This is a genomic window from Sphingobium sp. BYY-5, assembly GCF_022758885.1.
Classification (GTDB): Bacteria; Pseudomonadota; Alphaproteobacteria; order Sphingomonadales; family Sphingomonadaceae; genus Sphingobium.
Genome location: NZ_JALEBH010000001.1, coordinates 1,713,426 through 1,726,220 on the forward strand (window position 1 = coordinate 1,713,426; position 12,795 = coordinate 1,726,220).

14 protein-coding genes are annotated in these 12,795 nt (G+C 63.8%); 4 read left to right on the forward strand and 10 right to left on the reverse strand.

Annotation, left to right across the window (positions count from 1 at the left end; translation table 11 throughout):
* Window positions 1–161 precede the first annotated feature (161 nt).
* Together MOK15_RS08145 and MOK15_RS08150 are read left to right on the forward strand one after the other, a co-directional pair.
* On the forward strand, window positions 162–1,115 hold the full coding sequence (locus MOK15_RS08145; protein WP_242932685.1) for a cell wall hydrolase: 954 nt from the start codon (window positions 162–164) through the stop codon (window positions 1,113–1,115).
* A 369-nt stretch (window positions 1,116–1,484) separates the two neighbouring features.
* On the forward strand, window positions 1,485–1,613 hold the full coding sequence (locus MOK15_RS08150; RefSeq protein ID WP_242931145.1) for an entericidin A/B family lipoprotein: 129 nt from the start codon (window positions 1,485–1,487) through the stop codon (window positions 1,611–1,613).
* Window positions 1,614–2,087: 474 nt separating this feature from the next.
* Here the strand turns inward: MOK15_RS08150 and tatC are convergent, their stop codons facing one another.
* The 8 genes from tatC to glmU form a co-directional block, all read right to left on the reverse strand.
* Window positions 2,088–2,867 carry a twin-arginine translocase subunit TatC gene (gene tatC, locus MOK15_RS08155; protein WP_242931146.1) on the reverse strand — a complete coding sequence of 260 codons (780 nt, stop codon included), beginning with the start codon at window positions 2,865–2,867 and terminating at the stop codon, window positions 2,088–2,090.
* Window positions 2,864–3,301, reverse strand: coding sequence for a Sec-independent protein translocase protein TatB (tatB, locus tag MOK15_RS08160; protein WP_242931147.1), 438 nt, complete (start codon window positions 3,299–3,301; stop codon window positions 2,864–2,866). The genes tatC and tatB overlap by 4 nt, the downstream gene beginning before the upstream one ends.
* Before the next feature lie 26 nt (window positions 3,302–3,327).
* Window positions 3,328–3,567, reverse strand: coding sequence for a twin-arginine translocase TatA/TatE family subunit (locus MOK15_RS08165; protein ID WP_242931148.1), 240 nt, complete (start codon window positions 3,565–3,567; stop codon window positions 3,328–3,330).
* Between the two features lie 28 nt (window positions 3,568–3,595).
* A complete protein-coding gene (scpB, locus tag MOK15_RS08170) occupies window positions 3,596–4,189 on the reverse strand; it encodes an SMC-Scp complex subunit ScpB (RefSeq protein ID WP_242931149.1) in 594 nt (197 codons plus the stop codon).
* Window positions 4,186–4,962 (reverse strand): ScpA family protein, encoded by a 777-nt coding sequence (locus MOK15_RS08175; protein ID WP_242931150.1) that lies wholly within the window; start codon window positions 4,960–4,962, stop codon window positions 4,186–4,188. The genes scpB and MOK15_RS08175 overlap by 4 nt, the downstream gene beginning before the upstream one ends.
* An 8-nt stretch (window positions 4,963–4,970) precedes the next feature.
* Window positions 4,971–6,794: a glutamine--fructose-6-phosphate transaminase (isomerizing) gene (glmS, locus tag MOK15_RS08180; protein ID WP_242931151.1), complete on the reverse strand. Its 1,824-nt coding sequence runs from the start codon at window positions 6,792–6,794 to the stop codon at window positions 4,971–4,973.
* Window positions 6,795–6,913: 119 nt separating this feature from the next.
* A complete protein-coding gene (locus MOK15_RS08185) occupies window positions 6,914–7,777 on the reverse strand; it encodes a metallophosphoesterase (RefSeq protein WP_242931152.1) in 864 nt (287 codons plus the stop codon).
* Window positions 7,774–9,072 carry a bifunctional UDP-N-acetylglucosamine diphosphorylase/glucosamine-1-phosphate N-acetyltransferase GlmU gene (gene glmU, locus MOK15_RS08190; RefSeq protein WP_242932686.1) on the reverse strand — a complete coding sequence of 433 codons (1,299 nt, stop codon included), beginning with the start codon at window positions 9,070–9,072 and terminating at the stop codon, window positions 7,774–7,776. The genes MOK15_RS08185 and glmU overlap by 4 nt, the downstream gene beginning before the upstream one ends.
* Window positions 9,073–9,248: 176 nt before the next feature.
* On the opposite strand from glmU, the gene MOK15_RS08195 reads away from it, so the two are divergent.
* Together MOK15_RS08195 and MOK15_RS08200 are read left to right on the forward strand one after the other, a co-directional pair.
* The gene (locus tag MOK15_RS08195; protein WP_242932687.1) at window positions 9,249–9,917 is read left to right on the forward strand and encodes an HAD family hydrolase; all 669 of its coding nucleotides are present in this window, start codon (window positions 9,249–9,251) and stop codon (window positions 9,915–9,917) included.
* Window positions 9,914–10,675: an enoyl-CoA hydratase-related protein gene (locus MOK15_RS08200; RefSeq protein ID WP_242931153.1), complete on the forward strand. Its 762-nt coding sequence runs from the start codon at window positions 9,914–9,916 to the stop codon at window positions 10,673–10,675. The genes MOK15_RS08195 and MOK15_RS08200 overlap by 4 nt, the downstream gene beginning before the upstream one ends.
* Window positions 10,676–10,771: 96 nt before the next feature.
* Here MOK15_RS08200 and MOK15_RS08205 read toward each other — a convergent pair whose 3' ends face one another.
* Complete coding sequence (locus MOK15_RS08205; protein ID WP_242931154.1) at window positions 10,772–11,245, reverse strand: hypothetical protein; 474 nt, start codon at window positions 11,243–11,245, stop codon at window positions 10,772–10,774.
* A gap of 149 nt (window positions 11,246–11,394) precedes the next feature.
* The gene (gene lpdA / locus MOK15_RS08210; RefSeq protein ID WP_242931155.1) at window positions 11,395–12,795 is read right to left on the reverse strand and encodes a dihydrolipoyl dehydrogenase; all 1,401 of its coding nucleotides are present in this window, start codon (window positions 12,793–12,795) and stop codon (window positions 11,395–11,397) included.

The window sequence follows — 12,795 nt, forward strand, 5'->3', positions numbered from 1 at the left end:
TTGATGCGACCGGCAAAGGGACGGTTTTCCATTCGCGTTAACGCTTTCCCAAACGGACGTCCCATCGCGGCACACCCCCGAAAACAGCAGCGAAGTGGAAAGGAATTTCGCGTAGGGGCAATGCCGTGCGGCGACATGCCGCGGATATTCAGGGCTTTGCCATGCGGATGAAGGAGTGGAAGGCGAAGAGCGGCATCGCCGCGCTGGCGCTTGCCGCGCTGGTCGCGCCGCGCCTCATCACCGCCGCCCCGCTCGACCTGCTGGACGGCGCGCCCGCCCCGCTCGACCCGGCCGAGCAACCGGACGACAATTTCCCCGGCTCCGCCTTCTTCTTTGCCGAGGGGGCATTCAATCCGGTGCCGGGCGTCGATACAGTGCGCAGCCGGCATGTGCTGGGATTGGACGCGGTGAAGGCCGCCCCGGCCGCCATCTTCCGTGGCACCACGGCGCTCGACAGCTATCGCGCGCTCAATTGCCTGACCAACGCCGTCTATTATGAGGCCGGGAACGAACCGGAGGACGGGCAGCGCGCCGTGGCGCAAGTGGTGCTCAACCGGGTGCGCAGCCACCTTTGGGCAGATACGGTCTGCGGCGTCGTCTATGAAGGGACCGAGCGGCTCGACGACAAATGCCAGTTCACCTTCAGTTGCGACGGTTCCATGGCGCGTATGCCCAATGCCGTCGCCTGGGCGCGGTCGCGGCGGATCGCGCAGGAGGCGCTGGCCGGCCGGGTCTATGCGCCGGTCGGCCTTGCCACCCATTATCACACGCTGGCGGTGCGGCCGGACTGGTCGTTCAGCTTGCAGGCCGTCGCGGTTATCGGCGCACATATCTTCTACCGCAATCCCGGCTTTAACGGCACGGCCGGCGCCTTCACCACCGCCTATCGCGGCCGGGAGCCGATCTCCGGCCCGGCGCGCCGCATCTGGCCGGCCCAACCGGTGACGCCGCCCGACTATTGGGCCGCTCCGCACGCAAGTCCCCCGTCGGCTGCACCTGTCACGCCGGCCATGGGCTGGGCGCCACCCCCGTCCCGCGCCCCGCATGACGGTGACGGCTTGCCGGAATCCACCATCCGTCCCGAATATCGCAACAGCGGCCGTCCATTGACCTGAACCCGCATTTTTTTGCCTGCGCCCGCACTTTTTTCCGGTTAACATGATGTTGACCAGCGAAAGCCTTGGAAAAGACGGCAAATAAAAATCGAAATTTCTCGCTTCGGCGCGGAACCTATTCCGGTCGCCGGGGGTTCTGCATTGCGGATAGCAAATCTTTTGCCCCCCGCTCTTGCTATCCAAAAAATATGAGCCCGGAACGTTTCCCCCCCGACACGTTCCGGGCTCAGACTTTTTCGGCCGGGCTCAGACTTTTCCGGGCCATCCTTCTTTTGAAATCAGCAGCAGCGTCACCGTCGGAACGGATCGGTTCGCCGCGGGTTACTTTCCTGACGCAATTCATGCGGCATATGTTCAAGGAGATAGTCGATGGCGAAAAATATCCTGGCCGCCTTGCTGCTCACCGGTTCGCTGCTGGTCGCTGCGTGCAACACCGTCCAGGGCGCAGGCCGCGACGTGGAGAGCGCCGGCAAGGCCATGGAAAGAGCGGTGAATTAAGCGCCCCTTCGCGTTTCAATCCGTTTTCATAGTCCCCTCCCTGACATGGCCCGCCCCGACAGGCGGGCCATTTTTCTGGGAATGACGCCAGAGTCGGATGGCCTAAAGTGAAACCACTTCGTCATTGCGAGCGCAGCGAAGCAATCCATGCGAGCGCCAGTGGATTGCTTCGCTGCGCTCGCAATGACGATTCAACGTGAAGCCATCTCGCTCTGGGATCGATCGACGTTCATGACGCTCACCTAGGGCGGATCGACATTCAGAGTTTTAGGCGCTTCCCAAGCCGTCATGCCGGACTTGATCCGGCATCCAGAGTCGCAGGCGACGCCTTTTGTGGCCCTAGATGCCGGATCAGGTCCGGCATGACGTTGAAAATAAGGCTGAGACTTCTGCTTTAACCTGAATGTCGATCGTCTAGGGAAGACAGGGAAGCGCTTCCAACAAGCGTTCCTTATGACCTGACAAAAGCCGGCCTCAGGCCGAGGCCTCCTCCGCCGCTTCATCGCGCGCCTGCTTGCGGTCGGTGAACCAGATGGCGACGATCGTGATTTCGTAGAGCAGCAACAGCGGAATCGCGAGCATGAGCTGTGAGACGACATCGGGCGGGGTCAGCACCGCCGCCAGGATGAAGGCCCCGACGATCATGTAGCGGCGCATCCCGATAAGCTGCGCCCGCGTGACGAAACCCGCCCGGTTGAGCAGCATCAGGAGCACCGGCATCAGGAAGCTGATGCCAAAGGCCAGGATGAACTGCATGACGAGGCCCAGATAGGCGTCCGCACTGGGCAGTGCCTCCACCTGCAGACCACTGCTATTGCCCTGAAACTCCAGGAAGAAATGGAAGGCCGTGGGCATCACCACGAAATAGGCGAGGCTGGCGCCCATGGCGAAGAGGAAGGGGGTCGCAAGGATGAACGGCAGCAGCGCCTTCTTTTCCCTGGCATAGAGACCCGGCGCGACAAAGGCCCAGAGCTGGTTGGCGATGATCGGGAAGGACAGGCAGAAAGCGCCGAACACCGCGATCTTCACCTGCACGAAAAAGGCTTCGTACAGCTTGGTATAGACCAGCCGCCCGCCCGCGTCGCCAAAGGCTTCCTTGAGCGGATGGACCAGAATCGCAAAAAGCTGTTCCGAGAAATAGAAGCAGATCGCGCCGGTGATGAAGAGCGCATAGACGCATTTGAGCAGGCGGCCGCGCAACTCGATCAGATGGTCGAGCAGGGGCGCCTTGCTGTCATCGATGTCGTTTATCATGCTGCGGCGTCACCCTTGCGCGACTCGACTGACGCGGCCTGAGCCACATAGGGCGGCCCATCCGAAGCCGGTGCGGACACAGGCGCCGATTCGGCCACGAAGGGCGGCTTGTCGTCGACTGGCGCGGATTCCGCCACGAATACGGGCTTTTCCTCCACGGCAGGCGCGGGCAGCGCTTCCGTGGCGAGCGCAGGATCAGCCGGATGCTCGTCCATGATCCGCTTATTCTGCGCGGCCCATTTCTTTTCCAGCTCTTCCAATTCGACTTCCCGCACCATGGCGTCGATGCCGGTGCGGAAATGACGGGCCATACCCTGCGCCTTGCCGACGATCTGCCCCACCTTATAGAGCGCGCGCGGCAAGTCCTTCGGCCCGATCACGATCACCGCAATGATCACGATCACCAGAAGTTCGGACGAATCGATGCCAAACATGCGAGACTATCAGCCTGTTCTAGCGATCAGGCCTTGGTCTTTTCTTCGGTCGCGCTCGGCGCGTCCTGCTCGGCAGCACGCTGGCCTTCGATCCGGGTAGCGGGCTTGGCGGGGGCGATGTCGTCATCATCGTCGGCCATGCCCTTCTTGAAGCTCTTGATACCCTTGGCCACGTCGCCCATCAGGCCGGAAATCCGGCCGCCACCGAACAGCAGCATGACGACCAGGAGCACGATCACCCAGTGCATCAGCGAGAAGGAACCCATTGTACAATACTCCTAGTAGGAGGCCTATCTAGGCCTCTTCCTCGTCATTTTCCAGAACGGATTGGCCGGTCAGACCCTCCAGCGCAAGATCGATCGGATCGAGCAACCCTGCGGCACGCAAATCCTCTATCCCCGGCAGGTCGCGACGGCTGCTAAGCCCGAAATGTGACAGGAATTCTACGCTGGTCGCATAGATGAGCGGGCGACCGGGCACTTCGCGCCGCCCGGCAGGGCGCACCCAGCCCGCCTCCATCAGTACGTCGAGCGTCCCCTTGGCCACCTGAACGCCGCGGATCGCCTCAATCTCGGCGCGGCTGACCGGCTCATGATAGGCGATGATCGCCAGCGTCTCCATCGCCGCGCGCGACAGCTTGCGCGGCTCGTCCTTTTCCCGCCGCAGGATATGGGCCAGGTCCGGCGCGGTCTGGAAATGCCAGCGTCCGCCGCGCTCGACCAGGTTGACGCCGCGCCCGGCATAGTGATCCGACAACGCCGCCAGCGCCGCGCCAAGATCCCCCGCGTCGCCCACATGCAACTTCAGTTCGGCGAGCGCCATCGGCGCTTCGGCGACAAATAAAGCGGCTTCGACCGCGCGGAGGAAATCATCGGGTTCTTGCGTCATGACTGCGCTCCACCTGACGCCGCAACGCGCAGGTAAATGGGTTCGAAAATGCCGTCTTGCTGGATATCCAGCCGCCCCTGCCGCGCCAGTTCCAGCGCAGCGACGAAGCTGCTGGCGAGCGCAGACTTCGCCCTGGGCTGATCCAGATCGGGGGGCAGGAACGCCTCCAGCCGGGTCCAGTCGAGCGCCGCGCCGACCAGCGAGCTGACGCGCTGAATCGCTTCGTCCAGCGTCATCACCGGGCGCACCGCGATAATATGGACTGCCGGTTGGGTACGTGCGCGAATCTGGCCATAGGCCTGGATCAGGTCGTAAAGGCTGGCGCGCCACTGCGCCTTCTTCACCAATCGCAACCCTTCGGGCTTGCGGCGCGGAAAGACGTCGCGGCCGATCCGGTCGCGCGCCATCAGCCGCGCGGAGGCATCGCGCATCGCATGGAGCCGTTGCAGCCGCAATTGCAGGCGCAGCGCCAGCTCCTCGGGGCTGGGATCGGGCTGTTCCTGCCTGGGCAACAGCAGCGAGGATTTGAGGTAGGCGAGCCAGGCCGCCATCACCAGATAGTCGGCCGCCAGTTCCAGCTTCAACTGCCGCGCGCTGTCGATGAAGGCGAGATATTGTTCGGTCAGCGCCAGGATGGAGATTTCGCGCAGATCGACCTTCTGTCCCCGCGCCAGCGTCAGCAGCAGGTCGAGCGGTCCCTCCCAATGATCGAAGCTGACGGTCAGCATGTCCGGCCGCGGCATGCGGCTTTCCTCCGCCGGCAGCTCGAACATATCCTCCTTCACTCCACCGTCACCGACTTGGCGAGGTTGCGAGGCTGATCGACATCGGTGCCCTTCGCCACGGCGACATGATAGGCGAGTAACTGCACCGGAACGGCATAGACCATCGGCGCGATCAGCGGGTGGACCTTGGGCATGGTGATGGTGGCCAGGCACCCCTCACCCGCCGCCTGCACCCCGTCATAGTCGGATATCAGCACCACCTTGCCGCCGCGCGCCTGCACTTCCTGCATGTTGCTGACGGTCTTTTCGAACAGGGGACCGCTGGGCGCGATCACGATCACGGGGACCAGTTCGTCGATCAGCGCGATCGGGCCATGCTTCATCTCACCCGCGGCATAGCCTTCGGCATGGATATAGCTGATTTCCTTGAGCTTGAGCGCCCCTTCCAGCGCCAGCGGATAGTCGGTGCCGCGTCCCAGATAGAGGACGTCGCGGGCGGGCGCGATATGATGCGCCATCGCCTCGATCGCCTCGTCATAGGCGAGCGCGCCGTTGATCGCGGCGGGCGCTTCGGCGAGATGGCGGACGATCTCCTTCTCCGCCCTGGCGTCGAGCTGCCCCTTGGCGCGGGCCAGATTGGCGGCAAGCGCGGCCAGCACGGCCAACTGGCAGGTGAAGGCCTTAGTCGAGGCGACGCCGATCTCCGGCCCGGCATGGGTGGGCAGCAGCAGGTCCGCCTCGCGCGCCATCGAGCTGGTCGGGACGTTGACGACGACCGCGATCTTCTGTCCCTGCGCGCGGGCATAGCGCAAAGCGGCGAGCGTGTCGGCAGTCTCGCCCGACTGGCTGATGAAGAGGGCGAGGCCACCCTCTTCCATTACCGGCTCGCGATAACGGAACTCCGACGCGAAATCGAGGTCGACCGGCACGCGGGCAAATTGTTCGAACCAGTAGCGCGCGACCATCCCGGCATAGAAGCTGGTGCCGCAGGCGACGATGGTGACGCGGCGGATCGCCGACAGGTCGAAATCGGGGATCGGCAGCGACACGCGGTCGTCCATGCGTTGCAGATAGGCCTTGAGCGTCTGGGCGACGACGACCGGCTGCTCGTAAATTTCCTTCTGCATGAAATGGCGATGATTGCCCTTGTCGATCATCGCGCCGGACACGCCGGAAATGGTCACGGGGCGTTCGACCGGGTTATTGTCCTTGTCGAATATCTCCGCGCCGGTGGCGGTGATGATGACCCAGTCGCCCTCCTCCAGATAGGCGATGCGCTGGGTCAGCGGCGCCAGCGCCAGCGCGTCGGACCCCAGGAAGGTCTCGCCGTCGCCATAGCCCACGACCAGCGGCGACCCCAGCCGCGCGCCGATCAGCATGTCGGGATGGCTGCGGAACAGGATGGCCAGCGCGAAGGCGCCGTGCAGGCGCGGCAGCACGGCGGCCACCGCATCCTTGGGGCTGGCGCCCTGCTCGACCAGTTCGCTCACCAGATGGGCGACGACCTCGGTATCGGTCTGGCTGTCGAACACCCGGCCGCGCGCCATCAGTTCCTCGCGCAGGCCCTTGAAATTCTCGATAATGCCATTGTGGACCAGCGCGACTTCATTGGTCGCATGGGGGTGTGCGTTGCTGGTGGTCGGCGCGCCATGGGTGGCCCAGCGGGTGTGCGCGATGCCGGTGGTGCCAGGCAGCGGGGCGTCCTGCAATTCGCGCACCAGGTTGGACAGCTTGCCCTCGGCCCGGCGGCGCTCGATCGCGCCGTCATGGACGGTGGCGACGCCCGCACTGTCGTAACCGCGATATTCGAGACGCTTTAGCCCATCGACCAACCGGTCAGCCACGTCGTCCTTGCCGATGATACCAATGATGCCGCACATGAAAGAAAGCCTCAGTCGAACCCAATGAACCAGCGAAACCGCTCTTATAGAACGCTTTCATCGCCATGCCATTAAAGGCGGCCGCACAACAGCACCATGGCCCGCAGGTGAAAACTATTTCATCGCGGACGAATGGTGATGAGCCAGATATCCGGCGGCGCAAGCATCCGGACGGGGAAACCGCTGGTGCCAACCCCGCCCGCGACGATCATCGTCTTGCTACCGTCGCGATAGAGTCCGCAGGCATAGCGGGTGCCATAGGCTGACGGGACATAGACGATGCCCCAGAAAGGAAAGGCGACCTGCCCGCAATGGGTATGGCCGACCAGGGTCAGCGACGGCGTGTCGGGCAGTTTGGGAAACACGTCCGGCCCATGCGACATGACGACCGGCGCGCCGCCGATCCGCCGCATGTCGGCCAGCGTGTCGGGGATATCGATCTTGCGCGTATAAATGTCTTTCAGCCCGCCAATCGCCAGCGGCCCGCGCCGCACCGCGCCGTCCTGCAGCAGGGTGACGCCGATTCGCGTGAAGGCCGCCTGCCAATCCGGCTCGCTCAGCGCCCGGCGGTTCTTCCTGCTGCGGCTGTCATGATTGCCCAGCACCGCGACCACGCCCAGCGGCGCGCGCAGCCCGGCGAAGGGCGCGATACTGTCCTGCGCATTATAGACCGCCCCGCCCTTGTCATCGCCGATATAATCGCCGCCCAGCAGGATGAGGTCGGGCCGCAGCGCATTGATCTGCGCCACGATCCGCGCCATTCGCGCCGGGCTGTTGTCGGGGCCGGACAGATGCGTGTCCGTGAGCAACGCGACAGTCATCGCGCGTCGCGGCGCGTCAGCCGGAAAGGGCAGCGCGATCTCCGCCCGCCGCACGATCGGCATGGCGCGAGCGTTGAGGACAAGCCACCCCGCAAAACCAACGATCGCCAACAGCAGGCACAGAATTCCCGTGAGCCAGGGATGACGGCGGACAAAGCTCATCCCTTGGCGGCAGCCTTCTTCGCCTTCATCCGTGCGCGAAAGGCGGCGGCCCAGCCGGGCTTGCCGACCTGTTCGGGCCGCATCAGACAGAGCGCATCCGCCTCGACCGCGCGCGTCACCACGCTGCCCGCCGCGACGATCGCGCCGTCGCCGATCTTCACCGGAGCGACCAGGGCGCTGTTGGAGCCGATGAAGGCGCCGGCGCCGATCTCCGTCTTATATTTGAAGAAGCCGTCATAATTGCAGGTGATGGTGCCCGCGCCGATATTGGCCCCCGCCCCCACGCTGGCGTCGCCGATATAGGACAGGTGGTTGACCTTCGCCCCCTCCGCGACATCCGCCTTCTTGATCTCGACGAAATTGCCGACCTTGGCCCTGGGACCGATCTGCGCGCCGGGTCGCAGCCGGGCATAGGGACCGATCTCCGCCCCGCGCTCCACGTTCGCCCCTTCCAGATGGGAAAAGGCGTGGATCGTCACATCGTCCGCCACGGTGACGCCGGGGCCGAACACCACGTTCGGCTCCACCACCACGTCGCGGCCGAGCACTGTGTCATGGGCGAAGAACACCGTCTCCGGCGCGACCAAAGTCGCACCCTCCCGCATCGCCTCGACCCGGCGGCGCGCCTGCCACACGGCCTCGACGCCTGCCAGTTCGATCCGGCTGTTGACGCCCGCAACCTCCCACGCTTCGGTCTCGATCACCGCGCTGGCGCCGCCGGGCAGCATGACGATATCGGGCAGATAATATTCGCCGGCCGCATTCTCATTGCCGATCTGGTCGAGCAGTACGAACAGGTCGGTCGATCGCACCGCCATCAGGCCGCTGTTGCAGAGCGTCACCGCCCGCTCCGCCTCGGTCGCGTCCTTATATTCCACCATCTTTTCGATCAGGCCCTGCCCGTCGGCGATGATGCGGCCATAGGCAGCAGCGTCATCGGGGCGGAAACCCAGTACCACCGCGCGCGGTTCGTCACCCCGGCTGAGGCGATCGAGCATCGCCCGCATCGTCGCCGCGCTCACCAGCGGCACGTCGCCATAGAGGATCAGCACATCGCCCGCGAAGCCCGCCAGCGCGTCATGCGCCTGGGCGACGGCGTGCCCGGTGCCGAGCTGCTGCTGCTGCACCGCGATCACCGCGCCGGTGCCCTCGACCGCCTTTTCCACCTGCTCACGGCCCGCACCGACCACCACCACCTGCCGTTCGGGCGCCAGTTCGGCGACGCTCGCCAGCAGGTGCAGCAACATCGGTCGCCCGGCAATCGGATGCAGAACCTTGTGCAGCGCGGATTTCATTCGCGTCCCCTGCCCGGCGGCGAGGATGATGACGGCCAGAGGACGGGAGAGGGCGTTGGGAGCGGTCACGTTCGACGATCCTTGGCAAGAAGCGATGAGCAGACAGGCCCTCTGCCATGTTTGACTTGCCATTGCCACCATGGGCGCGGCATGGCGCAATGATGGCAGCGAGAAATCTGGACCCGATACCCTTCGATATCGTCGGCTTTGACCTGGACGGCACCTTAATCGATACCAGCGGCGACCTGGCCGCCGCGGTCAACTATGCCATCGGCACGATCGACCGACCGCCTTTCCCCGTCGCGGCGATCCATCCCTTCGTCGGCAAGGGCGCGAAGGTGATGCTCCAGCGCGCGCTTGACGCATCGGGCGGCTATGACGACGCGACGCTGACGGCGCTGCTGCCGGTCCTGCTCGATTATTATGAGCAGAATCTCGCCATCCATTCGGTCCCCTATCCCGGCCTGATCGCGGCGATGGACGCGCTGGCCTCGCGCGGCGTAAGGCTCGCCATCTGCACCAACAAGGCGGAACGCTTCACCATTCCCCTGATGCACCAGATCGGCCTGTCGGATCGCTTCGCCAGCATCGTCGGCGGCGACACGGTCGGCATGGCCAAGCCCGATCCCGCCCCGATTCATGCCATGATCGAACGCGCCGGCGGCGGCCGCGCCATCTTCATCGGCGACACCATCAACGACATTGCCGGCGCGCGCAATGCGGGCATCGCCAATGTCGCGGTCAGCTTTGGCTTCCTCGACGGCCCGGTCGAGGATCTGGAGGCTGACGCGGTGATCCATCATTTCGACGAACTGGTGCCGCTGCTGGAGCGCTGGCCGGCATGACCTTGCGGCTGGAACGGGACGGAGCGGTCGCCCGGCTGCTGATCGACCGGCCCGACCGGCGCAACGCCATGACCCAGGCGATGTGGGAACGCCTGCCCCATCTGGTCGGGGAAGCCATGGCCGACGACGCCGTGCGCGTCCTCATCCTCGCTTCCGCCACATCCGGCATCTTCTGCGCGGGCGCAGACATCCATGAATTTGCCGCCTGCTCAGGCGCAGAAGCATGGCGCGTCACCAATCAGGCCGCGATCCGCGCCAGCCAATATGCGCTGGCCCATGCCGGAAAGCCGGTCATCGCCGCGATTGACGGCGATTGCGTCGGCGGGGGCTGCGGCCTTGCCATCGCCTGCGATCTGCGGATTGCCTCGCCCGCCACGCGGCTGGGCATCACGCCCGCCAGGCTCGGCATCGTCTATTCGCTGTTCGACACCAAATTGCTGGTCGATCTGGTCGGCCCGGCGCGGGCAAAACGCATCCTGTTCACCGGCGCGCTGCATGATGCGGCGGATGCGCTCGCCATCGACCTGATCGACGAGATCGCGGTCGATCCGCTGGCGGAGGCGGACAGGCTGGCCCGCACCATCGCCGCCAACGCCCAGCACAGCGTACGATCGTCCAAGGCAATCATCCGCCGCATCCTCGATGGGCAAGCAGACGACGACGCGACCACGCTGGCGCTGTTCCGCGACGCTTTCACCCTCCCCGACTTCGCGGAAGGCGTGGCCGCGTTCCGGGAAAAGCGGCGGCCGGATTTCTGATCGTCGCCAACCGAGCTAAGGTTGGAATATTTGCGGCTCTGGGTGGGTAGCGGAATGGCGGCTATTGGTATTGCCATGAGCAAAACCGGCATTCAGCTAGTTGCAACGAGATAGTGGCAAAGCGCCGCGCCCTTGAGGCACTTCATAGATGCGCCACCTTGTAGATAGCTTTTTCACGGCAGCATCCGAAAATTCCTTGGATTTCTCAAGATCATTGCCGTTAAATCCTATTGCGATCTGGTCAGTAGGCAGGCCTAGATTGCCAGCGCCAAAGCTAAATTCATTTCCTCTTTCTGCTCCGATATTTACAGCGCGGTCATTTACGGGCGTGTTTTTGTTATCTGATGCAAGCAACTGCAATTCATCGTGCGTTTGACCGCTTCGATCAGAAAACTCCATCCGGTATGATTGCGCGATTTCGTTCATGAAGCTGGTGAAAGTCGGGATTTCCTGCGGCCCAGCAAGACAAATCTGGACAATACGAAAAGGATGTTTCCCTTCAGAACAGCCTGCCAACCCCATGACCAAAACGCTCAGTATCGTAGCCTGAGAAATGATAGCTAACCTCATGCCTTGCCGCCCTCATGTCTGCTTTCGAGGGTGATCCCTGAAATCATGAGAGGCTGCAAGTGGCCGTTTCCAGCCGCCATCCTCATCGCAAAAAGAAAAAGCCCCCGCAACGCGGAGGCCTTTTCCTTCTCAATCCTGATCGCGAGCGATCACATATGGATCGGCTTGCCGGTCACGGCCATCGCCGCTTCCTTGATCGCTTCGCTGTGCGTCGGGTGCGCGTGGCAGGTGTAGGCAATGTCTTCGCTGGACGCGCCAAATTCCATCGCCTGCGCGGCCTGCGCGATCATCGTGCCGGCGACCGTGGCGATGATCCACACGCCCAGAACCTTGTCGGTCTCCGCGTCGGCGATGATCTTCACGAAGCCGTCGGGCTCATGGTTGGTCTTGGCGCGGCTGTTCGCCAGCATCGGGAATTTGCCGACCTTGATCGCGCCCTTTTCCTTGGCCGCTTCCTCGGTCAGGCCCACGCCCGCAATCTCCGGCTTGGTGTAGACCACGCTGGGGATCACGTCATGGTTCACGATGCCGGTCAGGCCCGCAATATTCTCGGCGACGGCGATACCTTCGTCCTCGGCCTTGTGCGCGAGCATCGGGCCGGGGATGACGTCGCCGATCGCCCAGACGCCGGGCACCTTGGTCGCGAAGTCATGATCGGTCTCGATCTGGCTGCGCGCATTGAGTTCCAGGCCGATCTTATCGAGGCCCAGACCTTCGGTGTTCGGACGACGGCCGATCGACACCAGCACGACGTCCGCTTCGATCGTTTCCGCATCACCACCGGCGGCCGGCTCGACCGTCAGGGTCACACCCTTCTTGCCGACCTGCGCGCCCGTCACCTTGGTGCCGAGCTTATATTCGAAGCCCTGCTTCTTGAAGATCTTGTTGGCTTCCTTGCGGACTTCGCCGTCCATGCCGGGCAGGATCTGGTCGAGATATTCGACCACCGTGACCTTGGCGCCCAGGCGCTTCCAGACGCTGCCCAGTTCCAGGCCGATGACGCCGCCGCCGACGACGACCAGATGACCGGGCACCTTGTCCAGTTCCAGCGCGCCGGTCGAATCGACGATCTTGCCGCCAGCATTGTCGACCGCGACGCCCGGAAGCGGCGTGACCGAAGAACCGGTGGCGATGATGATATTCTTCGCCGTCACCTTCTCACCGTTCACTTCAACGGTGTTGGCGCCGGTGAAGCTGGCCAGCCCCTTGAGCCACGTCACCTTGTTCTTCTTGAACAGGAACTCGACCCCGCCGGTCAGGCCCTTGACCGCATCGACGCGCTGACCCTGCAGGGTGGGCAGGTCCAGGCTCATCTTGTCGATCTTGACGCCCAGCTTGGCCAGCCCGCCATTCGCGGCTTCGTCATACAATTCGGAAGCGTGCAGCAACGCCTTCGACGGAATGCAGCCCACATTGAGGCAGGTGCCGCCCAGCGTCTCGCGGCTTTCGGCGCAGGCGGTCTTGAGGCCCAGTTGCGCCGCGCGGATCGCGGCGACATAACCGCCGGGACCAGCGCCGATCACCAGGACGTCATAATCGAACTCAGCCAT